The 23,311-nt window shown below is 68.2% G+C and carries 18 protein-coding genes; 5 read left to right on the plus strand and 13 right to left on the minus strand.

Annotated elements, in window-relative coordinates:
* Positions 1–6: 6 nt before the first annotated feature.
* A complete protein-coding gene (locus tag ETR14_RS12430; RefSeq protein WP_243455886.1) occupies positions 7–333 on the minus strand; it encodes an HNH endonuclease in 327 nt (108 codons plus the stop codon).
* A gap of 33 nt (positions 334–366) precedes the next feature.
* Between ETR14_RS12430 and ETR14_RS12435 the strand changes: the two genes are divergently transcribed.
* Positions 367–1,257: a DMT family transporter gene (locus ETR14_RS12435; RefSeq protein ID WP_129384931.1), complete on the plus strand. Its 891-nt coding sequence runs from the start codon at positions 367–369 to the stop codon at positions 1,255–1,257.
* A gap of 27 nt (positions 1,258–1,284) precedes the next feature.
* On the opposite strand, the gene ETR14_RS12440 is transcribed toward ETR14_RS12435, so the two are convergent.
* From ETR14_RS12440 to ETR14_RS12450, 3 genes are all read right to left on the minus strand, one after another.
* Positions 1,285–1,485, minus strand: coding sequence for a hypothetical protein (locus tag ETR14_RS12440; protein WP_129384933.1), 201 nt, complete (start codon positions 1,483–1,485; stop codon positions 1,285–1,287).
* 111 nt (positions 1,486–1,596) lie between these two features.
* A complete protein-coding gene (locus ETR14_RS12445) occupies positions 1,597–1,779 on the minus strand; it encodes a hypothetical protein (RefSeq protein WP_129384935.1) in 183 nt (60 codons plus the stop codon).
* Positions 1,780–1,862: 83 nt separating this feature from the next.
* Positions 1,863–2,579 (minus strand): Crp/Fnr family transcriptional regulator, encoded by a 717-nt coding sequence (locus tag ETR14_RS12450; RefSeq protein WP_129384937.1) that lies wholly within the window; start codon positions 2,577–2,579, stop codon positions 1,863–1,865.
* A 333-nt stretch (positions 2,580–2,912) separates the two neighbouring features.
* Here ETR14_RS12450 and ETR14_RS12455 point away from each other — a divergent pair, with 333 nt between their 5' ends.
* Positions 2,913–5,774 (plus strand): pitrilysin family protein, encoded by a 2,862-nt coding sequence (locus ETR14_RS12455; protein ID WP_129384939.1) that lies wholly within the window; start codon positions 2,913–2,915, stop codon positions 5,772–5,774.
* Between the two features lie 64 nt (positions 5,775–5,838).
* Complete coding sequence (locus ETR14_RS12460) at positions 5,839–6,108, plus strand: hypothetical protein (RefSeq protein ID WP_129384941.1); 270 nt, start codon at positions 5,839–5,841, stop codon at positions 6,106–6,108.
* Positions 6,109–6,127: 19 nt separating this feature from the next.
* On the opposite strand, the gene ETR14_RS12465 is transcribed toward ETR14_RS12460, so the two are convergent.
* The 7 genes from ETR14_RS12465 to ETR14_RS12495 form a co-directional block, all read right to left on the minus strand.
* The gene (locus ETR14_RS12465) at positions 6,128–8,005 is read right to left on the minus strand and encodes a ShlB/FhaC/HecB family hemolysin secretion/activation protein (protein WP_129384943.1); all 1,878 of its coding nucleotides are present in this window, start codon (positions 8,003–8,005) and stop codon (positions 6,128–6,130) included.
* The gene (locus tag ETR14_RS12470; RefSeq protein WP_129384945.1) at positions 8,002–11,250 is read right to left on the minus strand and encodes a filamentous hemagglutinin N-terminal domain-containing protein; all 3,249 of its coding nucleotides are present in this window, start codon (positions 11,248–11,250) and stop codon (positions 8,002–8,004) included. The genes ETR14_RS12465 and ETR14_RS12470 overlap by 4 nt, the downstream gene beginning before the upstream one ends.
* The gene (locus ETR14_RS12475; RefSeq protein ID WP_129384947.1) at positions 11,247–13,487 is read right to left on the minus strand and encodes a CHAT domain-containing protein; all 2,241 of its coding nucleotides are present in this window, start codon (positions 13,485–13,487) and stop codon (positions 11,247–11,249) included. Before ETR14_RS12475 ends, ETR14_RS12470 begins: the two co-directional genes overlap by 4 nt.
* Positions 13,488–13,755: 268 nt before the next feature.
* Entirely contained in the window at positions 13,756–15,264 is a 1,509-nt protein-coding gene (locus ETR14_RS12480; RefSeq protein WP_129384949.1) for an aldehyde dehydrogenase, read from the minus strand.
* 47 nt (positions 15,265–15,311) lie between these two features.
* Positions 15,312–16,103 carry a hypothetical protein gene (locus tag ETR14_RS12485; RefSeq protein ID WP_129384951.1) on the minus strand — a complete coding sequence of 264 codons (792 nt, stop codon included), beginning with the start codon at positions 16,101–16,103 and terminating at the stop codon, positions 15,312–15,314.
* A 77-nt stretch (positions 16,104–16,180) separates the two neighbouring features.
* On the minus strand, positions 16,181–18,673 hold the full coding sequence (locus tag ETR14_RS12490) for an ABC transporter permease (protein WP_129384953.1): 2,493 nt from the start codon (positions 18,671–18,673) through the stop codon (positions 16,181–16,183).
* 151 nt (positions 18,674–18,824) lie between these two features.
* Entirely contained in the window at positions 18,825–19,511 is a 687-nt protein-coding gene (locus ETR14_RS12495) for an ABC transporter ATP-binding protein (RefSeq protein ID WP_129384955.1), read from the minus strand.
* 18 nt (positions 19,512–19,529) lie between these two features.
* On the opposite strand from ETR14_RS12495, the gene ETR14_RS12500 reads away from it, so the two are divergent.
* Together ETR14_RS12500 and ETR14_RS12505 are read left to right on the plus strand one after the other, a co-directional pair.
* Positions 19,530–20,186: an arylesterase gene (locus tag ETR14_RS12500; protein ID WP_129384957.1), complete on the plus strand. Its 657-nt coding sequence runs from the start codon at positions 19,530–19,532 to the stop codon at positions 20,184–20,186.
* Positions 20,187–20,234: 48 nt separating this feature from the next.
* A complete protein-coding gene (locus ETR14_RS12505; protein WP_129384959.1) occupies positions 20,235–21,806 on the plus strand; it encodes a long-chain fatty acid--CoA ligase in 1,572 nt (523 codons plus the stop codon).
* On the opposite strand, the gene phoU is transcribed toward ETR14_RS12505, so the two are convergent.
* Entirely contained in the window at positions 21,799–22,500 is a 702-nt protein-coding gene (gene phoU / locus ETR14_RS12510; RefSeq protein ID WP_129384961.1) for a phosphate signaling complex protein PhoU, read from the minus strand. The two genes, ETR14_RS12505 and phoU, sit on opposite strands and share 8 nt — an antisense overlap.
* Before the next feature lie 11 nt (positions 22,501–22,511).
* On the minus strand, positions 22,512–23,300 hold the full coding sequence (gene pstB, locus ETR14_RS12515; protein WP_129384963.1) for a phosphate ABC transporter ATP-binding protein PstB: 789 nt from the start codon (positions 23,298–23,300) through the stop codon (positions 22,512–22,514).
* Positions 23,301–23,311: the final 11 nt, after the last annotated feature.

The following is a 23,311-nucleotide window of genomic DNA, read 5'->3' on the forward strand; positions in this document are numbered from 1 at the left end:
CGTCGGTCAGCGCCGCTTCCGCCGGGTCGGAGCGTGAAAATCGGGTGCCTTGTCCTTCACCCAGCCGAGAAATCGTGCGATCTCCGGATGGGCGCGCAGGGCATCCGCACTGGCAAAGTCCCGCGCCAGCGCCGTGTTGTCGAGTGCCGCATGAATGGTGCGGTGACAGATCGGATGAACGGCAACCGTCTCCCGCCCGCCCCGGCTCTTCGGCACCGGGTGGTGCCACTCGATCCGCTGTCCGAGCGGCCGTTCGCATAAAAAGCAGCCGGCAGGCGCCTCCACCGGGGACGGCGTTTGACGGTCCTGCAGGCGGGCTTTCCTTGACGGCATGGTACCGGCACCCTTAGCCGGAGCGACGGATTCATGCACGACGCCACTCGCCTTCAGGCCGCACGCGCGGCGCGTTTCGCCTTTCCGGCCTTGCTGGTGTCGAACCTGATGCTCGCCTTCGGGCCGTGGATGGTGCGGCTCGCCGACGTCGGGCCGGTCGCGGCCGGCTTCTGGCGTCTCGCCCTTGCCGCGCCGTTCCTGCTCATCCTCGCCCGGCCGGGCCTGCGGGGGACGGCGGCGCCGTCTTTGGGCTTGATTGCGGTGATCGCGGTCAGCGGGCTGTTCTTCGCGGCCGATCTCGCCGCCTGGCATGTCGGCATCCACATGACCAAGCTCGCCAACGCCACCCTGTTTGGCAATTGCTCGAGCTTCCTGCTGATGCTCTACGGCTTCGTCGTGCTGCGCAAGCTGCCGCAGAGGATACAGTGGGTCGCGCTGGCGCTCGCCGGCGCCGGTGCCGCCCTTTTGCTCGGCTCGAGCTACGAAATGTCGCCGAAGAACCTGCGCGGCGATCTGTTCGCCCTGCTCGCAGGCTTCTTCTACGCTCTCTACCTCGTCGTCATCGATCGGGCGCGGCGCACGGTGGCACCGATGCCGGTGCTCGCCATCGCCACGATCGCCGGTGCGATACCGTTGCTGCTGTTCGCAGCTTTGCTCGGCGAGGCGATCCTGCCCGAGGCCTGGACTCCGCTGATCCTGCTGTCCCTCGGCAGCCAGCTGATCGGCCAGGGCCTGCTCGTCTATGCGGTCGGGCATCTGTCGCCGGTCGTCGTCGGCCTGACCCTGCTTACCCAGCCGGCGGCGACGGCGGTGATCGGCTGGTTCGCTTATGGCGAGCGGCTCGGCGCAGCCGACGCGATCGGCGCCGTTCTGATCGCCGCGGCGCTGGTGCTTATCCGGCTGCCGGAGCCCGAAGAGGGGTAGAGGGACGCGCTCGGCGGAGCGCGCCCCTCAAGTCGCGGCGGAGAGGGATGGGCGCCGCGGCTTTGGCGACCTGTCGCGGGTCTCGGCAAGATCCCGCATGCGGTCCAGGTGCAGCTGCGAAAGTCCGAAATGGGCCTGGGCCGCACGGGCACACCCCGCCCGTGCCGCCAGATCGAGTTCGATCCTGGCGCGCTGCGAGTGAAAGCTGATCTCGTCGCCGATGCGCATCGTTCACCTGTCCCCAGTGACGCAATGTCGAGACTCGGTTTGTGCACGGTTCACGCGAGGACTGCACTCACGTGCGTTAGAGTTTGCCGAGCTTCCTGGCGGGAACGGCGTTTAGTTGGGCACCACCTGAAGGTGTGCAACCGGCGCCTCGGTCAGGCTGTGCATTCGCCCGAGATGCAGTTCGGACAGCTCGAGATGCGCCATCGCTGCTTCCTCGGTGGATGCTGACCGCGCCCGTTCGAGCTCCTGAAATGCACGATCGGCGTGGTGGCGGATCGACTCTCTTCTGGACATGGCCCCGCTCCGACTCGGGGTGGAACTCTACAAAGCGAAGCGCCACCGTGATCCCAAACAGGTACCACGCGCAACAAGATGGATCAGTTCCGTGCCGCCGCGACGAAATCGTGGTGGAGATAGCGTTCGTTGAAGTCGCCCGCTTCCCTTAGCCGGGGCCAATTCTCGATGGTGATCGATCGCCGGTCTCGGCTGATCAGGCCTTCCTCGCCCAGCTGGCGCAGCACCCGATTGACGTGGACGGAGGTGAGGCCGACGGCATCGGCGAGCTGTTCCTGGGTCATCGGCAATTCGTAGCGATGGTCCTTGGCAAGACCGGCGGCCTCCAGCCGCAGCGAGAATTCGCACAATATGTGGGCGACGCGGGTCCGGCTGTCGCGGCGGCCGACATTGACGACCCACTCGCGAAAGATCGATGAATCGATCAGAGTGTCGACCCACAACGCGCGGGCCACGCCTGGATGGGCGAGGGTGATGTCCCGGATCGCCTGCATCGGCACGAAGGCCACCTCGGCTTCGGTCAGGGTCTGCACGCTGTGATCGGAGATTTGAAGGAAGCTGTTCTGCAGGTCGACGAATTCTCCGGCCATGTGCAGAGAGACGATCTGCCGCGCGCCTTCGCCGGTAATCTTGTAGCGATAGGCGTAACCGGAGAGCAGCAGCGCGCAGTGCACCGGCGGCTCGCCGTCGCGGACCAGATGGCCGCCGGTCGGCACCTTGCGGACACTGTGCTGAAGGGACGCCAGGGCCTCCCGATCGGAGTCCGAGAGCGGCGAACGGCTTTCGAGCCGCTTGATCATTTTCCCGAATGTCGGATGCACGTCCGGCACGTCTACTCCTCGCTTGGACGAGGAATTCCGGACACGCCAATCGCGTGCGCCCCCCGCCCGGCGCAGGTGCATAAGTGGTGCCGATATGGCGCGCGCTTATCTAGATTAGCTGCGAGTCTTTCTCCTCCAATTTCCGGATGTTGCGGCTTTTCGGGCACGATTGGCACGGCGCCGGGAAGCGTCGCTGCATTCGAAAAGCAAGAATCGCCAAAACTGTGCCGCCTTGGCGCTGGCCGCGTCTTCCGCTTCGCCCTATCGCTGCGACACGCAAGGGAGAGAGAGAGGAAGGCTGGGATGCGCGGGATGACGAAAGCCGGCTTGCTGGGGATGGGCATGATCCTGGCGATCGCCCCAGCCCCGGCAGGCGCCCGGGATACGGCTGCGCGCCCCGCCAAAGCGGCTCAGGCGATCGCCGTTCCGCCGATCGCCTTCAAGGAAAGGCGGCTCGCCAATGGCCTCCGGGTGATCACGATCAAGGATGCGAGCACGTCCAACGTCGCGGTGTCCGTCTGGTACGAGGTCGGCTCGAAGCATGATCCGGAAGGGCGCTCCGGCTTTGCGCACCTGTTCGAGCACATCCTGTCGCGCAAGACGCGGAACATGCCCTATAACATGATCAACAAGCTCACCGAGGATGTGGGCGGCGTCCGCAACGCGTCGACCTGGTACGACCGGACCAATTATTACGAGATCGTTCCCGCCCGCTATCTTGAGACGATGCTGTGGACGCATGCCGAGCGGATGGCCCTGCCCGTCGTCGACGAGAATGTGTTCGAGACCGAACGCAACGTGGTCAAGGAGGAACTGCGCCAGCGTGTGCTTGCGCCGCCGTACGGACGGCTTCGCCTGTTGCTGAACGAGCAGGGCTGGGACCGCATGCCGCACCGGCGGCCCGGCATCGGCAGTATCGAGCAGCTCGATGCGGCCACACTCGCTGACGCGCGCGCCTTTCATGAGGCCTTTTATGGTCCGGACACGGCGACCCTGATCGTGTCGGGCAATTTCGACGAGGCGCAGCTGCAGCGCTGGGTCGATACCTATTTCGCCGCCATCCCGAGCCGGCCGAACCGCATCCCGCTTGCGATCACGGCGCGCGATCCGATGCCCTCGGCACCCCGCAAAGTCACCATGTACGCGCCCAACGTGCCGTTGCCGGTGGTCGGCTCGCTGTGGCGGATCCCCGGCTCGGCCCACCCCGATATGCCGGCGCTTGCCGTGCTCGACATGATCCTGACCGCCGGGGACAGCTCGCGGCTCAACCGCAGCCTCGTCTACGACCGGCAGCTTGCCACCTCGATCGTCGGCGATCTCAGCGACGTCGAGGAGCAGGGTTATTATGCCCCCTACGCAATCCTCGCCGGCGGCAAGGGGGTCGAAGAGGTCGAGACCGCCCTCGCCGGCGAGATCGCCCGCGTCCGCGAGGCGCCGGTGACCGCCGCCGAACTTGCCGAAGCCAAGACCGAACTGCTCGCGGCCGCCCTGCGCGAACGCGAAACCTTCAGCGGGCGCGCGTTCGAGCTTGGCGAAGCTTTGGTCCGCACCGGCGATCCGCGCGCGGCGGACGCGCGTCTCGCCGCCGTGCAGAAGGTCACCGTGGCGGACGTCCAGCGGGTTGCACGAACCTATCTGGCGCCGAACGCGGCGGTGGACTTTCGCTATCTGAGCGAGGCGCAGCGTCCGGCCGGCGCGGCGGACGCCTGGGCCAATCCGGTGCCGATGCCGGCCTTCGGACGCGTTCCGGCAGCGACACGGCCGCCGCACAGCCTCGCCGACGAGGGCGCGCGGCAACAGCCGCCCGTGCCCAGCGCCGCAGTGCCGGTCACGCCGCCGGTGATCGCACAGGAGAAGCTGCCGAACGGCCTGAGCGTCGTCACGGCGAGGACCGGTGATGTTCCGATCGCGTCCATGCTGCTGGTGGTGAAGGGGGGCGCATCGACCGATCCACGAGCCAAGGCAGGCCTGGCGTCGATGGCCGCGACGCTTGCCACCCGCGGCACCCCGACCCGCACTGCCCAGCAGATCGCCGCCGAGCTCGAATCGCTCGGCGCGGAGATCGGCAGCGGTGCCGGTCCCGACGGCGCCTTCCTGTCGATTTCCGCTCCGGTGGCGAATCTCGAAGCGGCCGGGCGCATCCTCTTCGACGTTGCCACCCATGCGACCTTCCCCGAGGCGGAACTGGCGCGTGAACGCAAGCGGGCGCTCGACGGACTGTCGATCGCGGTGCGCGATCCGGGCGCCCTCGCCAGCCTGGTGGTGACGCCGCTCGTCTACGGCAGCGCGCCGTACGGAACGATCGCCAACGGAACGCCGACGTCGCTTCAGACCCTGACCCGCGACGATCTCGTCCGCCATCATCGAACCTGGTGGCACCCGGGCAATGCCGCTCTCATCGTCTCCGGCGGGATCGATGCGGACCGCTCCACCGCGCTTGCCCAGGCGCTGTTCGGCGGCTGGCAAGGCGCGGGGCCGGCGCCGCAGGCACCGGCGGCACGCGCCGGCGAGGCTCGGCCGGTGCGCACGATCATCGTCGACATGCCGGGTTCGGGACAGGCCGCGGTGATCGCAGCCTTGCCCTCGCTGGCCCGGGGCGCAGCCGATTACTACCCGCTCACCCTGGCCAATGCGGTGCTCGGCGCCGGATCGAACGGACGCCTGTTCCAGGAGGTGCGGGTCAAGCGCGCGCTCTCCTACGGCGCGTACAGCGCCATGCCGGCGCGAATGGACACCTCGGTGCTGACCGCGAGCGCGCAGACCAAGAATGAGAGCGCGGCCGACGTCGCCCAGATCTTCCTGACCGAGCTCGATCGGCTCGGCCGGGAGCCGCTCGACGGCGATGCCGCAGCGAAGCGGATTGCCTTCCTGACCGGCAATTTCAACCGCCAGGTGGAGACTAGCGGCGGCCTTGGCGGGGTGCTTGCCAATCTCGTCCAGCAGGGCCTGCCGCCGGAGGAGGCCGCGCTTTATGTCAGCCGCATGGAAAGGGTGACTCCGGCTGCCGCGTCCGCGGTGGCCGCGCGCATCGCCGCCGGGCAGCGGGCGAGCCTGGTGATCGTCGGCGACTCCGCCAAGTTCCTCGGCAAGATCAAGGCGATACGCCCTGATGTCGAGGTGATCCCACTGGCCGAACTCGATCTGGATTCGGCGACGCTGCGAAAAGCGAGATGAGGCGTTCAGCCGCCGATAATCGCTTCTAGAATAGGATCGTCGCTTCTCTCGTCGGGATCTCAGCATGCGCGTCGTTGCCGCCTTCATTCTCGCTTTCAGCCTCACCGGCTGTGTCGCCAAGACGGCGCTCGACATCGTCACGCTTCCGGTGCGCGCGGCCGGTACCGCCGTCGGCGCCGTCGGCAGCGGCGTCGATGCGGTCACGACCAGTCAGTCGGAAGCGGATCAGAAGCGCGGACGTCAGATCCGCAAGCAGGAGGAATGTATCGGGCGCGAGCAGAAGAAGGCGGCAAGGCAGGATCGCGAGCCCGATTATTCCCGCTGCGATCGTTGAGCCGAAGGCGCTCGGCCCCTCACGTGCCGAGCAGCCGGAGCGGGCGGACCGTCAGGCGAAAGTGCCAGCCGCGGTCCTGCAGGTCTCGTGAGCCGGAGCGGGGAACGTCGCGCAGCGCTTCGCCGCGCACGATCGACAGCTGCAGCGCATCCGACGGAGTCCAGGCGAGGCCCGCGCCGAGACTGGCGATGAACCGCCGCGGCGGCTGCGGGTCCGCCTGATTGTGCGCGAATGCGGCGTCGGCAAATCCGGAAAGCGAGAACGATCCCCATTCGAACCGGCGCTGCGCCGCCGCTCTGCCGGCAAGGTTGAAGTTCCACGCAAGCTCAGCTCCGCCGATCGCGCCTTCGTCGACCAGGAAGAGATTCTCTCGATAGCCCCGGACGCTGCTCTGGCCACCGATCGACAGCCGCTCGCCCGAATAGAGGATGCCGCTGGCCAGCTGACCGGCAAGCCGTGCGCGCACTTCCAGCCCCGATCCGCCGAGCCGCCGCGCATAATTGATCTGCACCAGGCCGGCGAGGAAGTTTGGGTCCGGATTGAGGATGCCCGGGATGTCGGACCGGGTCCCGCCAAGGCCCATCGTCGCGGTCGCCGAGACGGCAAGCACCTCCCGCACCCCGCGCACGAGATAATCGCCGGTCAGCCGCAGCGCGCCGTAGCGGCTGCGCCCGTCCTTCGATCCCGGCGCGAAGGAGAATGGCTCGCCGAACAGGAAGCTGCGCTGATCGCGATAGGCGACCAGCAGCCCGGCTGACAGGGTTCGCGACGGAGTCCACCGGCCGGCGACGGCGGTCGGCGCGAGCGGCTCCTCGATCAAGCGGTGGACGATGCCGCCTTCGACCGCGCGCTCCTCGGCACGGATGTCGAGTGGAAGCAACGGGCGGTCCACCACCGCGGCATCGTTGTAGCTGCCGCGCAGGTTCAGGCTGGTCCGCGGGGAGAGAAACGGCGTCGCATAAGCGATCTGCGCATCCTCCACGCCCTTCGTATAGCCGATCTCGGCGGTGATCAGGTCTCCGCCGGTCAGTGCGTTACGCAAGTAGCCCGCCGCGGAGAGACGCTCGCTGCCAACCGCCGGCGAGCGATCGTTGGCGTAGCCGAAGCTGACGTCGCCGCGCCGCGCGGGTTCGACCAGGAGGTGCAGGCTTGCTTCTCCGGGACGGGCGCCGGGGCGAAGATCGGCGTTGATCGTGCGGATCGCCGGGCTCTCCGCCAGTAGGCGGAAATCGCGCTCGATCGCAACGGCGCTGAGCGGCGTTCGCGCCGCGGCCGGGAAGCGGCGACGAATGAATCCGGCGGTGAGTCCGTTCGGATCGTCGTCCGCGAACGCGACGCTAATCGCCTCTTCGTCGTTGGCGGGAGGGACCAGCCGGCCCTCGACCAGCCGCACTTCCAGGACGCCGTTGCTGATCCGGGAACTCTCCGATACGATCAGGCCGGAATTGACGAAGCCAGCGGTGACCAGCGCACGATTGATCGACTGGACCAGCGCCAGCGCCGCGGACACGCGGCCCTCGCTGCCGGGAAGGCCGTTAAGCGCGAACTGCCGCCTGATCCACGCCGCATCCAGGGCTTCGCCGGGACGATGATCGAGCCGGAGCGCGGCGGCGCTGCCTTCGGGAGGACGCCAGCTGGAAACGGGAATGCCGCCGCCCCGGGCGAAGTCGCCCACGACGACGATCGATCGGACCCGCTGTTCTCCCCCCGTCACGGGCTGCGATTTGTCGTCTGCTGCCGGGGCTTGCGACGGCAGAGCGTGCGGGCTCGCCCATGCCGGGAGGATCGGCGGCTCTGCTCCGGGCCCGGTGCGTTCATGCGGCGCGTCGGCCGCCGTCTGCGCGTGCACGGGTGCGGCGAGGCTCAGCAGCAGGCCGCCGACGTGGGCGAGGCTCACCGGCACGTGTTCGGCCGGGACGTCGTCCCCGTGGGGAGGGCGGCCGGAAGCGCATAGGGCCCGGTCGGCCGCACCGAAAGCTGGCTGAAGCGGCCGCCGGCCCGGAGCGCCGGACATTGCCCGCGCAGGATTCCTGACGCGTCGATTACCGACAGATCGGGTGCGACGGTGCCGGCGCTGACGTCGTAAATGGCGTTGTCGAACTCGAGATCGCCATCCACTTCCACCCGGTTCAGCCGATCGGCCGAGGTGATGAAGTAGTTGCTGGAGATGAGCACGTTGGCGCCGCCGCTCTCGCCGAGCGCGAGGATCTCGCCGCCGTGCGAGACGATCGCGAACGGGCTGGCGATGATGATCAGGCCGCCAGTGCCGGGTCCGGACGATGTCTCGATCGCACCGGGCTGGCCGCTGCCGATGAGGGTGAGGAAGCCGGTCGGCGGCATGTCGATGAGGATGTTGCCGGCCGCGCCGTTCGCCGAGTTGGTGGTCAAACGACCGCCTTCGGCGATCGTAATGCGCGCGCCGCTCAGGACGACGTTGCCGGCAGCACCGCCGCCGTCGCTCAGATTCTCGCTGGCGATCTGCGAGCCTGTGCCGGAGACCAGCAGGTCTTCGGCTTCGACGCCGACACTACCCGCGGGATTCGAGTTGACCGAGGACGTGGTGATCGTCGATCCCTCGGTCAGCGTCAGCGCGCGGGCCACAATCTCGACATTGCCGCTGGGGCCGGTTGCTTCTCCGCTCGCATCCGATCCGATCAGCGTCCGCCCGGATGCCTGCAGCGTGCCCGCCTCGATGGTCAGATCTCCCGCTGCGCCCGAGCCGGCCGTGCTGGTGCCGATATCGGTGTTGTCGAGGGTCATGCTGCCGCTCACCCGTATGTCGACGGTGCCGGCATTGCCGACATCGCCCGCTTCCGAACTGATCCGGCTGCGCAGCATTTCCAGCGATGCGAGTTCCACCGTGACGGCGCCGCCATTGCCGGCGCCGAACGCATCCGAATCGATCCACGAATCGGTCATGCGCGCACTGCCGCCGCGCAACGACACCGAGCCGCCATTGCCGCTGCCATGACTGCGAGAGGTGATCGTCGCCTGGCTGTCCATCGTAAGGCGTCCGGCCTGGATGACGACATTGCCGCCGTTGCCGCGGTCGCCCGAATTCGACGTGATCGAACTCAGCGCCTTCATCGCCAGGCTGTCGGTGCGGATGGTAACGTCGCCGCCGTCGCCGCTGGCGAAGAAACCGCTGTTGGCGGAGATGCCGCCGAAGCCGATCTCGATCTCCCGCGCGGCGATGGTGATGTCGCCGCCAAGCCCCTTTCCCTCGATGCCGGCGGAAATCGTGCCGTCGTCGATGACGAGGGCGCCGGCGACATCGATCGCAAGGTCGCCGCCATCGCCGTCGCCGAGCCCGTCCGAGGAGATTCGGCTGTCTGCTACTCGAAGCGAGGGCGTGGTGATCGCAATGCCGCCGGCATCGCCGGCGCCGCGACTGTCGGAGCTGAGCGTGGCCCCGCCTTCGAGCGTGACCGAGTGGCTCGCGTCGATGGAGATCAGCCCGCCATCGCCTTCGCCGAGCGCCTCGGAGGCGATGGCACCCCCGACCAGTTCCACCCGCGGCGCTTCGATCAGGATGCCGCCGGCTTCTCCGCGCCCGGACGTGTTCGACGCGATCCTCGCTCCGTTTTCGAGTCGCAGGCGATCGCTGAGATCGATTCCGACCAATATCGCCTCGCCGTCGCCCGAGGCACTGGCAAGGATGCTGCTGCGATCGAGCAGCAATGTGCCGCCTCCGATCAGCACGCCGCCGGAATCGCCTTGGGAATAGGCGTTCGAGGTCAGATAGGATTCGTCGCGGAGGGCCAGGGTTCCCGGAACATTCAGCTGGACGAGGCCGCCATCGCCGGTGTCGTAGGAATCCGACGTCATGTAGGATCGCACCAGCTCCGCATTCTCGCTGTCGATCAGAACCCCGCCTGCGTCGCCTTCCCCCAGCGCATCGGCGGAGATGAAGCTGTCGGCGAGGCGAAGGTTCGACGTCTCGATCAGGACGGCGCCGCCGTCGCCCGAGCCGTTCGAGTCGGTCGAAATCGACGACAAATCTTCGAGGGTGACGCTGTCGCGACCGGCGAGATGCACGACGCCTGCGTCGCCGCTGCCGAACGCCTCGGAGACGATGTCGGCGTTGGACAGCCGGATCTGCTCACCGGTCAGGCTGATCGTTCCGGGCGCGCCCTCGGCAGTGCTGCGCGAGGCGATCACCGATCCGCCGCGAAGGTCGATCCGGCGCGCCGCAATCGTCATGTCGCCTGCGGAGGTCCCGTCGATCCCCGTCGTCATGAGGTTTGATGCCTCTAACAGCGTCAGCGTATCGGCCGTCACATCGATGGCGCCGCCGGCCGCGTCCGGAGACGAATAAGCCGAAAGAGCGCTGCCGTTCAACGAGACGTCGCCGCCGGCCACAACGATCTCTCCGCGGGCAGCGGCGGTAGCGGTGGTGATCAGGAATGAATTGTCCAGACTGACCGATCCGCTGCCCGGCGTTTCAGCCGAGAGCGGGACGATGCTCGCTCCGGCACCGGCGCCGTGGAGCCGGATTCCGCCGCCGGTCAGAGTCGCGTCGCGGATTTGGATATCGGCGGCGCTGAGCGAGAGCGTGGAATCGTCGGGAAGCAACGCCGCATTGGTGCCGTCGACCAGAATCGCGCCCTCGTTGCCGAGGAACCCGAACGCCTCAGGAGCCGCCATCGACAGCGTCGACCCGCTCGGCGTGGCGACGATGAAGGCGGTACCGTCCGCGAAGCGAAGCGTGCCCGCGGTCGAGAAATGGGCGGCAGCGGGCACGTTCAACCGGGCTTCGGCGCCGAAGATCACTCCGGCCGGGTTGAGGAAATAGAAATCGGCGTTGGGCAGCGCGCTGCTGTCGAGGGTGCCGAACAGTCGCGAGGGATCGCCACCGGTGACCCGGTTGACGACGTTTGCGATCGCATCGGCATTGCCGGCGGCGTGCGTCCAGCGGGCGGTGTCGCCGGCGGCGACATCGAAGTGCGAGAAGCTGTGGAACAGATTGGCGCCCGACACCTGTCCGCCATCGATCGAGGCCACGGATCCGCTGCGGGTCACGACGGTGCCGAGCGCAAGGCCGCCGGCGGTATCGGGGGTGATCGTCGTCGCCGCCGGCGCCTGCGCGATCGCGCGGCCGCCGGTGGCCAGAAGCATGGCTGCTGCGAGCAGGGCTTTCATCGCCAGGCGCCGAGCAGAGTGAATGCGGCCCAGATATGCGGCCGCGCCTGTTCGCCGCGGCTCCGGATCATCGCGATCTGCGCCTCGCGGAGGGCGGCGGATCGGGATCGGCCGGCACCATAGGCTGCATAGAAAAGCCGCATCAGCTCTGCTGTGCCGGCATCGTCTACCTGCCAGAGCGACGCCAGAGCGCTGACGGCGCCGGCCTGCACCGCGGCGCCGGCGAGGCCCATGCTCGCTTCGTCGTCGCCGACCGCGGTCTCGCAGGCGCTGAGCACCAGCAGATCGAGCGAGTCGCCGCGGCGGAGGTTGTTGCCGATGATGTCGCGCAGCTCGCGCAGGCGGATCACCTCGCCGTCGGCGACGATGAAGGCTCGGTCCGAACGCCCATCGAATGAGGCGTGGGTGGCGAGATGGAGAATGTCGACCGGCCCTGCCGCCATCGATCGGGCGAGATCGGTTCGTCGGAAATTGGCGAGATGCTCGCCCGGGGCGCCGCTCGCCGCCGCAATCTCGGCCTCCGCCGCGGTGCTCGCCAGCGCCGGGAACGCGCCGGCGGGAAGGCGCACGCGGTGCTGCAGGGACGCGGCGACCACCCGCATTGGCTGGTTGCCCCGTATCTCTCCGGGCTGCAGGTAGCCGAGCGCCGGCGCGACGACGATCCGGCTTCGCTCGGCAAGGAAGCGGCCGTCGGCGTCGACCAGCGCCGCGAACGGCAAGGCCCGCAACGGTCCATCCGGGATGATCGCGATCACCGACTCCGGGCCGAGCTGGTTCTCGATCGGGGCGATCAGCAACTGATACAGCCGTCGCGCCGGAGCCTGCCAGGCGGTGTCGTCGCCATAGGTGGTGGAGAGCACCATCGCTTCCACCAGGCGCGCGACCTCGTCGCGATTGGCGCTCCGGTCCGGTGGCAGTCGGCGGAAGCGGCGCGTTCCGTGCACCTCGCTACCGGAGAGGGTCAGCAGTTCGATCCGGTCCGGCAGCAGCAGGGGATACAGGACGATCTCTCCGGCGGCGAGATCCTGCGGCTTCAGCGCATCGCGAGGCGGCAGGCATTCGCTGCCGACCGCATTCTGCAACTCGGCCTGGCGCGACGCTTCGATGATGATCTGTGCTGCGTCGATCCGCGCGGGATCCGCCGCGGCACCGGTCAGTGCGACGTCGGCCGCCTGCTCGAAGACGTCGCGCATGTAGAGTGAGAAGGTCGATTCCTCGGTCAGCGGATCGAGCCGGGGAAGCAGCGGGCGCAGCGTTTCGAGCGCCGCAAGGGCAGCGGCGTTGTGCCGGTCCCGATCTGCCGGATCGGCGGCGGCGAGCAGGAGATAAAGGCCCGGGAGGCGCGCCGGCAATGGCCGGCTGCTCTCCAGAAGCAGCGCCCGTTCGGCAAGCGCGACCGCCCGTGCGGCATCGCCCCCGGCCAGCGCCAGCCGCGCTTCGATCTCGTCTGCATAAGCGTGCGCGGCGGCGCCTGTGGGCTGGCCCTCTCGCATCGTTGCGAGGCCGCGTGAAAAAATCTGTGGTTCGGCGCCGCCCAGATCCAGCATCGTCGCAAGCAGGCGCCCGAGCACCTCGGCGCGGCGATCCGGCGCCGGGATGACAGCCGCTGCGGGCAGCGTGCGGATCGCCGCCTCGAGTCCCGAGCGGCGCATCGCGGCACGATCCTCCGCCGGATTGCGGCTGAGTGCCAGCCAGAACCGCACCAGCCGGAGGCCGGCAAGCGCCGACAGCTCCGTGTCGCCGTTGCGCAGCGCCCGCGCCGCGGCGCATTGGAGTGCGATCATCGACAAATAGGCGTTGGTGGTTCTGGCAAGATTGCGATCCGACAGGTCGCCGCAGCTGTCGATCTCGCTCCGCTCGGCGACGGCAAGATCGGCAGCCGTCACCGACCTCGCCTGGCGCGGCGTCTCGGCCTCGTCTTTGCTGCCGCGGCTTGTGCCCGATCCCGGGGCAGCGAGCGCGACCAGCCCGAGCCGGTAGGCGGCAAGCGCGGACAGCTCGGGAGCCTCCGGCCCGACGGTTCGAAACGCCGTGGTCAGGAAGCTCTGCGCCTGCGCCTGGCTCCCCTCCGGCGAGCGCCGCATCGTCTCGCCGGCCGCCGCGCAATAGCGAGCAAGGCTGCGAGCGGCGGGCGGGACGGCATCGTCCATGCCGATCTCCAGCATGCGCGTCGCCTCCTGCAGCGACTCCGGATCGTCGCTGCGCAGCAGTTGCTCGGCCCGCTCGGCTGCCATCATCAGCGCGCGATCGGATGGGAACCTGCCTGGCCCGGTCCCGCCGCCGCAGAGCAGATCGGCCGTTGCCGCGCTTGCCGGTGCCGAAAGCAGGAGGGCGGCGACCAGCGCAAGGAACCGCAGCGGGGCGCGAGCCCCTGCCGGTCGGCACTGCCATGCTCTGGTCCGTTCGCGAATGACAGCCTCCCCCAAAGCCGAGAGGCATCGTGCCTCAGCTCGGAAGGCGCCGCAACCGGCCAAATGCTCCCCGGCCCGCGGGCCGGGACCAACGTCAGAGCATGATGCCGACGGTCTTGAGCTCGGTATAGGCTTCGATGCCGACGCGCCCGCCCTCGCGGCCGAGTCCCGATTGCTTGACGCCGCCGAACGGCATCGAGCTGTCCGCGGCGGAGGTGCAATTGCCCCACACCATGCCGCTCTTCAGCTTGCCGGCAAGGCGGTGCATGGCCGAGAGGTCGCGAGTCCAGATGCTCGCGGACAGGCCATATTGGGTGTCGTTCGCGGCTCTGGCGACCTCGTCGAGATCGTCGAAGCGCTGGGCCGCGAGCACCGGTCCGAATATCTCCTCGCGCACCACCTTCATCTCGGGTTTTACGTCGACGAGCACGGTCGGATTGACGAACCAGCCGTCACCCCCGGGCGTGTCGCCCCCGACGAGCACGGAGGCGCCTTCCTGCCGCCCGGCCTCGATATAGCCGAGCACGCGCGCATGCTGCTCCGCCGAGACCAAAGGGCCCATCCGGGTTCCGGCCGCGAGGCTCGGGCCGACCGTCCACTGGCCTGCATCCTCGGCCACCGCCTCGATCACTTGGTCGAAGATGCTGCGATGAGCGAACAGCCGCGATCCGGCGATGCACACCTGGCCGGCATTCGAGAAGATCGCCCGCGCCGCGCCGTTCGCGGCCTGGCCGATGTCAACGTCGGGCAGCACGATCACCGGAGACTTGCCGCCAAGCTCCAGAGTCACCCGCTTCAGCGTGTCGACCGCGGCACGACTGATCAGCTTGCCGACATGGGTCGATCCGGTGAAGCCGATCTTGTTGACGTCCGGGTGGCGGACCATGCGATCGCCGGCGCTTTCGCCATAGCCGGTGACGATGTTGATCACGCCGGCGGGGATATCGGACTGCGCGATCAGGTCGGCGAGGCGGAGAACGGTGAGCGGAGTCTGCTCGGCCGGTTTCAGCACCATCGTGCAGCCGGCAGCGAGTGCCGGCGCAATCTTTTGCACCGCCATCATCAAAGGATAGTTCCACGGCACGATCTGCGCACAGACGCCGACCGGCTCGCGACGGATGTAGGCATGGACGGCGCCCGACGGGAAATTGGCCGGATCGAGATGTTCGCCGGTCAGCCGCGTCGCCCAGCCCGCCATGTAGCGCAGCGTCGAGACGCTGCGTGGAATGTCGTAGCCGGCGCTCGATGCCAGCGGCTTGCCGTTGTCGATCGATTCGAGCTCGGCCAGCTCCGCCGCATGCTGTTCGATCAGGTCGGCCAATTGGTGGATCGCCCGCTCGCGCTGGTAGGGGGAGAGGCCGGTCCAGCGTCCGTCGTCGAAGGCGCGCCGGGCCGCCGAGACCGCCAGATCCACGTCCGCATCCGTGGCATCGGCGATCGTCGCGATCTGCCGGCCGGTCGAGGGATCGTGCACGGCAATGGTGGCATCGCCGCTCGAGGCGACCCAGGCGCCGTCGATGAACAGAGCCGGCGCGCGGGCCAGGCTCCGCTGCGCGGCTTCGGAATAAGCGGGCTGGGCGGCGATGCGAGAGATTTCGTTCATGCTCGCCCTCTACACGCTTCACGCAAACGGGCGAAAGAGTTCGGGCTTCAAAGGCGGCCCACCTTTTCGATCCTCTGCGGGGTTACGGACCAGATATCCTTGTTTGTCATTCCCACCATGAGGGGGGTTCCGGTCTGGATCGAGAGAAGGACGTGGATCTCTGTCGGGATCTTGTCGAGAAGATGCGTCACGAACATGGCAGCGCCTTTCGGAGAGGCCCGGCCGTCCATGTTGAGGCAGGCGTTGCTGAACTTGCGCTGGGAGACGAGATGCCCGTCGGGAGCGAACACCGCCTTGTAATGGCCTCCGACCGGGAAGACCTTCTCGTCGGTCTGCGGCGTGAGAAGGTAGACTTCGAGGGGCGCCGTCGCGGATGCGGGCGGGATCACGGTGACGTTCAGTCGCGCGCCGGTGCATGATTTCAGGTCGAGCTTCCGCGCGGCCTCGATGGCGCGGACGATACGCATCTGCGCCGGCTGGAGCGCGGTTCTGGCAACGACGGGCACCACCTCGGCCGAGGACACCTGACCATTGGCGACGCGCGCCCGGAAGGCCGGCAGGGCCTCACCGTCGGGACCGTGAGGAAGCAGATAATAGGTTACCAGCCATGTGCCGGAACGGTCCGGGTCAGGTTCAACCAGCCAACCTCGAATCGGCCATTGCCGCGTCTCGGGCGCTTTTGCCAACATCGCGTCCGTGCTGACCCATCCCGCAATGTCGATCTCGTAGAGACGGCGCCCCCGCTCGAGTGCGGCGTCAAGCTGCGCTTGTTGATCGGTCGGCGCAGGCGCAGCGGCTGTAAGCATTGCTGACAGGGCGACGGTCAGGAAAGCTCGCACGATGGACTCGGGCCTTTCACGGAGTGATCGATGCGAGCTTGGCCCAGGGACGCCAGCGCCGTCCAGCCCCGGTGAGATCAGAGGCTGCGGAGCGCCCGGGCCGGTCGAGCGGCAAGCGCCGGGAGCGAGCCGAGCAGGCCAAGCACCAGGGTGACCAGTGCGCCGGCCCCGAGCGTGCCGGCGACGATGGCCCAGTCCGGCACCCATTCCAGCTCCAGCACCTTGACCACCACATACCAGCCGGCACCGGTGCCGAGGACGAAGGCGACGCCGCTGACAATCAGGGCGAGGGCGCCGAACTCCAGTGCCTGAGCGGCGAGGATTCGGGCGCGGGTGGCGCCGAGCATCTTCAGGATCACGCTGTCGTAGGTGCGGGCGCGGCGGCTGGCGGCGAGGGCGCCGACGAGGACGGCGATCCCGGCGAGGATCGCGACCGAGGCCGCAGCACGGACCGCCACCGACAATTGCCCGAGCATGTTCGCCACCGTCTCGACCACATCCTTGACCCGGATTGCGGACACGGTCGGAAACTGGCGCGAAACAGCATTGGCGAACGGGCGCTCCTCGGCCGCCGGCATCGACAGCGTGGCCATGAAGCTGTGCGGCGCGTTCTCGAGCGCGCCGGGCGAGAAGACGAGGATGAAATTGAACCCCATCGTGTCCCAGTTGATCTCGCGCAGGGACGCGATCTTCGCCTCGATGTCGCGGCCGAGCACCGAGACGGTGAGGCTGTCGCCGACCTTGAGGCCGACCGAGCGTGCAGCCTCGACGTCGAGCGAGACGAGCGGCGGCCCCCGATAGTCGCGCGGCCACCATTTGCCGTCGACGATACGCGAGCCTTCGGGAAGGTCGGCGGCATAGGTCAGCCCACGGTCGCCGCGCAGGAACCATGCTTCGGGCGGCAGATCGGTCATGTCGGCGACGCGCTTCCCCGCCACCGCGACGACGGAGCCCCTCAGCGACGGAATGGTGACGAGATCGCCGCGCGGCGCCGCGCGCCCGGCCATCTCGCGGAAGCGCCCGACCTCCTCCGAGGGAATGTCGAGCATGAAGAAGCTCGGTGCCTTGGCGGGAATGGTCGAGCGGATCTGCCCCGACAGAGCGCTCTCGATCACTGCCAGGGTGGTGAACAGGGTGAGGCCGAGCCCGAGCGCCACGACCAGTCTTCCGGTTTGCGCACCCGGGCGGTGGAGATTGGCGAGCGCGAGCCGGAACAGGGGGCTGCGCGGGCGCGGCAGCCTGGCAGCGAGCGAGCGTATCGCAGCCCCGAGCAGAACGAGCAGCAGCAGCAGGCCGAGTGCAGCGCCGATGAATCCGGCCGCGAAAGCCGGTTCGCGCGCGGTGCCGATGGCAAGGCCCGCGATCGCCGCAGCAGCCGACGCAGCGCCCGCAATGGCAAGCCAGCCGGGCCGCCTGAGCGGCTCCAGGCTACCGCGGAACAAGCTGGCGGCGGGCACCGTTCGCGCTCTGGCCAGCGGCACCAGTGCGAACACCAGCGCGATCAGCAGCCCGTAACCGGCGCTCGCCAGCAGCGGCATCGGATAGAGCGACAGGGTGGGCGGCACCGGCAGGGCATTGCCGGCAATCTGCAGTACGATCGCGGGTACCAGCGCACCGGCGGCAAGGCCGGCGATGATCGCGGCAGCGGCGACCAGAACGATCTCGATCAGGTAGGACAGAAAGATCGTGCGGCTGGACGCTCCGAGCAGCTTCAAGGTCGCGATCGTGCCGCGTTTCTGGTCCAGCCACGAGGTGACGCCGTTGCCGACTCCGATCCCGGCGACGATCAAGGCGGTCAGCCCGACAAGGGTGAGAAACTGGCCGAGCCGCTCGATGAAGCGCCGCGTGCCCGGTGCCCCATTGGTACGATCCTGGACCTGGTAGCCGGCATCCTTGAAGCGGTCGGCGAGGCGCTTGCCGACCGCCTCCGGGTCACTGCCGGCGGGAAGGCGGAGGCGATAGGCGCTGGTGTAGAGGCTGCCGGGCTGCACCAGAGCCGTCGCCTGCAGCCCGGCGCGATCGACGAGCGCGGTCGAGCCGAGGGTGAAGCCCTGGCCGACCCGGTCCGGCTCCTCGGCGATGAAGCCGACCACCTTGAGGTTCGCCGCACCGATCCGGATCGTGCCGCCCGGCCGCACCGACAGGCGATCGCCGAGCTCCGCGCCGATCGCGACCTCGTTGCCGTGCGGCCGCGCCGCCAGCGCGCCGGGCTGAAGCCGAAAAGTGCCGAACAGCGGATAGGTCTCGTCGACGCCCTTCAGTTCGACCAGCACGCTCTCCGCGCCGTCGACGGTGGCCGCCATCGCCCGCATCCGCGTGACCTGCCCTAGACGCCCGGCACGGCCGAACGCCTGCAGCTCCTCGGCCGTCGCTTCGCGGCCACCGACGGTGAGCTGGACGTCGCCTCCCAATATCTCCTGGCCGCGATCGGCCAGCGCGGTAACGATCGCCGCCGACAGCGATCCAACGCCGGCCAAGGCCGCAACGCCGAGAAACAGGCAGACCGCCAGCAGCCGCAGCCCGGCCAGCCCTCCGCGAAGGTCCCGCAACGCGAGGCGGAGGGCAATCACGCTTCATCCTCCCTGTCCGCGAAGCGGATGGGGAGGGGGACCGCGTGAAACGCGGTGGAGGGGCTCGCCGCGCGGCTGGCCCCTCCACCATTCTTCGAATGGTCCCCCTCCCCATGAGCTTCGCTCACAGGGAGGATGAACTTCCCCGCGCTCACGACCGCGAATCCCGCGCGATCTGCCCGTCCTGCATCTCCAGCACCCGCTCGCATCGTTCGGCGAGGCTTGGATCGTGGGTGATGACGAGCAGGGTCGCCGCCGTCTCGCGCTGGCGCGCGAACAGAAGGTCGAGGATGGCGTGACCGGTGGCCGCGTCGAGATTTCCGGTGGGCTCGTCGGCGAACAGGATCTGAGGGCTCGGCGCCATCGCGCGGGCGATCGCCACCCGCTGTTGCTCGCCGCCCGAAAGCTGGGCGGGGTAATGGCCGATCCGGTGGCCGAGGCCGACCGCCTCGAGCTCGCGCCGCGCGATCTCGAAAGCGTCGGCGCGGCCCGCAAGTTCGAGCGGCACGGCGACATTTTCGAGCGCGGTCATGGTCGGAAGCAGATGGAAGGCCTGGAGAACGATGCCGATCCGCCCCTGGCGGGCCCGGGCGAGCGCATCCTCGCCGAGGCTGGTGAAGTCCTCGCCCGCGATCCGGATGCTTCCCCCGCTCGCCCGCTCGAGACCGGAAAGCACCGCCATCAGGGAAGATTTTCCGCTTCCGGAGGGGCCGAGCAGTGCAACGCTCTGGCCGCTCGGGACTTGAAGGCCGATGCCGCGCAGGATCTCGACCCGGCCCGCACCCGAGCCGAGCGACAGCGTGACATTCGAAGCGTCGATAACGTAGGAGCCGGTCATGTTGGGGAGAGAAATCCGATGTCGTTTCGGTTCGCATATGGTGTGGCGGCGCGGCTTGTCTACGCGCTGCTGCTGATGGCCGCGGGAATCCCGGCCGAAGCCGCGGCGCGCGACGTCCACGTCCTCGCCTTCGGCGACAGCCTCACGGCCGGCTACGGCCTGCCGCCGGGCCAGGGATTCGCGCCTCAGCTCGAGGATTCCTTGCGGCGGCATGGCGTCCGCGCGTTCGTCACCAATGCCGGCGTGTCCGGCAACACCGCCGGTCAGGGGCGGGCACGGCTCGCCTGGACGCTCGACGGGCTGAAGCAGAAGCCGGATCTCGCGATCGTCGCGCTTGGCGCCAACGACATGCTGCGCGGCCTGCCGCCTCGGCAGACGCGCGAGGATCTCGACGCGATCCTGGCGGAGTTCAAGCGGCGCAATATTTCGGTGCTGGTCGTCGGCATGCTGGCGCCGCCCAATCTCGGGGCGCAATATCGCCGGGACTACGACACGATCTTTCCCGATCTCGCCCGCAAATATGGGTCGCCGCTCTACCCCTTCTTCCTTGCCGGAGTGGCCGGAAACATGGCGCTCAACCTGCCCGATCGGGTCCATCCCAACTTTCAAGGGATCAAGCGCGTCGTCAGCGGGATCACGCCGGCGGTGCTGAAGGCGCTCGAAACCGGCCGCTAGGCCTGTTTTCCCACGCGCAATCGCGATAGCCTCTCCACGGGAGGGGAGATGGCGCAGCAGCCGGTCCAGGAAGCGTTCATCGGGTGCGATCCCTCGCGGTACGCCGGAGATCCGGCGCAGCGGCCGTGCGCCGATCTCCCCGATCTTCTCCGCAAACGCGCGATCCTGACGCCGGATCGCGTGGCGCTGGAGGAGATCGGCTCTGGGCGCACGCTGACCTATGCGGCGCTCGATGCCCGCGCCGGGAAGGTGGCCGGCCTGCTCAGCGCGCACGGCGTCGGCGAAGGCGACCGCGTCGCGATCCTGTGCCGCAACCGCATCGGCTTCTTCGAACTGCTGTTCGGCTGCGCCAGGATCGGCGCGATCCTGGTCCCGCTCAACTGGCGGATGCCGCCGGCCGAACTCTTTCACCTGCTCGCCGATTGCACGCCGCGACTGCTGTTCCACGACGATGACGCAGCGCCGGCGGCATCGGCGCTGGCGGGCGCCGCCGCCACCATCAACCTGGACGCCGAATTCGAGGCGTTGGTGGCGGCTGCCCCCGATGGTCCGATTCGCGAGTCCTGGCCGGCGGATGCGATCTGGTATCTGATCTACACGTCGGGAACGACCGGCCGGCCCAGGGGCGTGATCTACACCCGCGGCATGGCGGTCGCGAACTTCGTCAACATCGGAACGGCGATCGACATCGCCGCCGCGGATGTCACCGCCGCCTTCCTCCCCAATTTTCACACCGCCGGCATCAATCTGCATGCGCTGCCGACGCTGATGCAGGGCGGTCGGGTGCTGATCCTGCCGGGCTTCGATGCCGAAAAGATCGTAGCGCTGCTCGAAGCCGAGCGTCTCGACACGATGTTCGCCGTGCCGACCGTCTACCAGGCCCTGCTCGATCATCCGCGCTTCGCCGTCGCGCCGCTCTCCCGGGTCCGACACTGGGGCTGCGGCGGCGCGCCTTTGCCGGTTCGTACCGCGCTTCGCTGCCGCGATCTCGGCATACGATTGTGCAACGGCATGGGCATGACCGAGACCGGTCCCACCGCCTTGCTGTCCTCTCCGGCCGACGCCTGGGATCGGATCGGAAGCGTCGGCAAGCCGCAGATGCTGGTCCGTGCTCGCATCGTCGATGGCGCCGGCAACGACGTCGCCGACGGGCAGGTGGGCGAATTGCTCTTTGCCGGCCCGGCCGTGACTCCGGGCTACTGGAACGATGCGGACGAGACGCGCGCCGCCTTCACCGACGACGGCTGGTTACGCTCCGGCGATCTCGCCCGCCGCGATGCCGAGGGCTTCTATTACATTGCCGGACGCCGCAAGGAGATGTTCATCTCGGGCGGGGAGAATGTGTTTCCGGCCGAGGTCGAGGCCGTTCTCGCGCTCCATCCGGCGGTCGCCGAAGCCGCGGTGACGCCGGTGCCGGACGCGCAATGGGGCGAGGTCGGCTGCGCCTTCCTGTGCGTCGCCAACGATGCGGTGAGGCCGAGCGAGAGCGAACTCCTCGCCTTCTGCCGCGCCCGGCTGGCCGCCTACAAGGTGCCGAAGAGCTTCGAGTTCGTCGCGGCATTCCCGCGCACCGCCGCCGGCAAGGTGCAGAAGCACCTGCTCCAGCCGGGTCTCAGCTGATCGCCGACGGGTCCTCGCCGCGCTCGCGCTCGCCGAGATGGGTGCCGGTGGCCGCGAAATAGACCATTTCGGCGACGTTGGTGGCATGGTCGCCGATCCGCTCCAGATTCTTGGCGACGAACAGCAAATGGGTGGCGGCGGTGATGTTCTGCGGATCCTCCATCATGAAGGTGAGCAGGGTCCGAAACAGGCTGTTGTAGAAATCGTCGACGGCACGGTCGCGCTCGCAGACCTCGACCGCCTTCTTCGCGTCGCGCTGGACGAACGCGTCGAGCACCATGTGGACCATCTCGCCGGTGATCCGCGCCATTTCCGGCAGCAGCGACAGCGGGCGCAGCTCGGAGCTGCCTTCGATGGCGTGAACCCGCTTGGCGATGTTCTTGGCATAATCGCCGATCCGCTCGACCAGGCCGGCGATCTTCAGCGCCGCGACCACCTCCCGCAGATCGTCCGCCATCGGCGCGCGCAACGCGATGATCTGCACGGCCAGTCGCTCGACCTCGACTTCGAGCACGTCGAGCTTCGCGTCGTTGGCGATCACGGTCGCCGCCGCATCGGGGTCGCGGCGGACGAGCGCGCGCATCGAATCCGCGATCGCCGCTTCGGCAAGGCCGCCCATTTCGGCAATGTTGGCGCGAAGCTGGTTGAGATCCTGATCGAACGCCTTGATCGTGTGACCGGTCGTGATGCCCATTCAAGCTCTCCTCAGCCGTAGCGGCCGGTAATGTAATCCTTGGTACGCTCGACCCGAGGATTGGTGAATATCTCCGACGTCTCGCCATATTCGACGAGGTTGCCGAGGTGGAAGAAGGCGGTGCGCTGCGACACGCGTGCCGCCTGCTGCATGTTGTGGGTGACGATGACGATCGCGTAGCGGCCGCGCAGCTCGTGAATCAACTCCTCGATCTTGGCGGTGGCGATCGGGTCGAGCGCGCTGCACGGCTCGTCCATCAGGATCACTTCCGGCTCGACCGCGATCGCGCGGGCGATGCACAGGCGCTGCTGCTGTCCGCCCGACAAGGCGGTGCCGCTTTCCTGAAGGCGGTCCTTGACCTCTTCCCACAGGCCGGCGCGCTTCAGCGATTGCTCGACGATCCCGTCCATCTCGGACCGGCCCGCGGCGAGGCCATGGATGCGGGGGCCGTAGGCGACATTCTCGTAGATCGATTTCGGAAACGGGTTGGGCTTCTGGAAGACCATGCCGACCCGGGCGCGCAGCTGCACCACGTCCATCGACGGGGCATAGATATTCTCGCCGTCCAGCTCGATCGCGCCGTCCACCCGCGCGTTGGCGATGGTGTCGTTCATCCGGTTCAAGGTGCGCAGGAAGGTCGACTTCCCGCAGCCCGAGGGGCCGATGAAGGCGGTGACATGTTCCTGGCTGACGTCGATCGAGACGGAGTCGATCGCCTTCTTGGCGCCGTAATAGACGCTGACGTCGCGCGCCGTCATCTTGGGCGCGGCGTCGTTGGAGAGGCGTGTCTCCGTGGTCATGGTCTGCATAT

Origin of the sequence: Sphingosinicella sp. BN140058, assembly GCF_004135585.1 — a bacterium.
Classification (GTDB): domain Bacteria; phylum Pseudomonadota; class Alphaproteobacteria; order Sphingomonadales; family Sphingomonadaceae; genus Allosphingosinicella.

Coding starts and splice junctions, on each gene's coding strand:
- ETR14_RS12430 (WP_243455886.1), bottom strand. CDS start 333: ATGCCGTCAAGGAAAGCCCGCCTGCAGGACCGTCAAACGCCGTCCCCG.
- ETR14_RS12435 (WP_129384931.1), top strand. CDS start 367: ATGCACGACGCCACTCGCCTTCAGGCCGCACGCGCGGCGCGTTTCGCC.
- ETR14_RS12440 (WP_129384933.1), bottom strand. CDS start 1,485: ATGCGCATCGGCGACGAGATCAGCTTTCACTCGCAGCGCGCCAGGATC.
- ETR14_RS12445 (WP_129384935.1), bottom strand. CDS start 1,779: ATGTCCAGAAGAGAGTCGATCCGCCACCACGCCGATCGTGCATTTCAG.
- ETR14_RS12450 (WP_129384937.1), bottom strand. CDS start 2,579: ATGATCAAGCGGCTCGAAAGCCGTTCGCCGCTCTCGGACTCCGATCGG.
- ETR14_RS12455 (WP_129384939.1), top strand. CDS start 2,913: ATGACGAAAGCCGGCTTGCTGGGGATGGGCATGATCCTGGCGATCGCC.
- ETR14_RS12460 (WP_129384941.1), top strand. CDS start 5,839: ATGCGCGTCGTTGCCGCCTTCATTCTCGCTTTCAGCCTCACCGGCTGT.
- ETR14_RS12470 (WP_129384945.1), bottom strand. CDS start 11,250: ATGAAAGCCCTGCTCGCAGCAGCCATGCTTCTGGCCACCGGCGGCCGC.
- ETR14_RS12475 (WP_129384947.1), bottom strand. CDS start 13,487: ATGATGGCAGCCGAGCGGGCCGAGCAACTGCTGCGCAGCGACGATCCG.
- ETR14_RS12480 (WP_129384949.1), bottom strand. CDS start 15,264: ATGAACGAAATCTCTCGCATCGCCGCCCAGCCCGCTTATTCCGAAGCC.
- ETR14_RS12495 (WP_129384955.1), bottom strand. CDS start 19,511: ATGACCGGCTCCTACGTTATCGACGCTTCGAATGTCACGCTGTCGCTC.
- ETR14_RS12500 (WP_129384957.1), top strand. CDS start 19,530: ATGTCGTTTCGGTTCGCATATGGTGTGGCGGCGCGGCTTGTCTACGCG.
- ETR14_RS12505 (WP_129384959.1), top strand. CDS start 20,235: ATGGCGCAGCAGCCGGTCCAGGAAGCGTTCATCGGGTGCGATCCCTCG.
- phoU (WP_129384961.1), bottom strand. CDS start 22,500: ATGGGCATCACGACCGGTCACACGATCAAGGCGTTCGATCAGGATCTC.
- pstB (WP_129384963.1), bottom strand. CDS start 23,300: ATGACCACGGAGACACGCCTCTCCAACGACGCCGCGCCCAAGATGACG.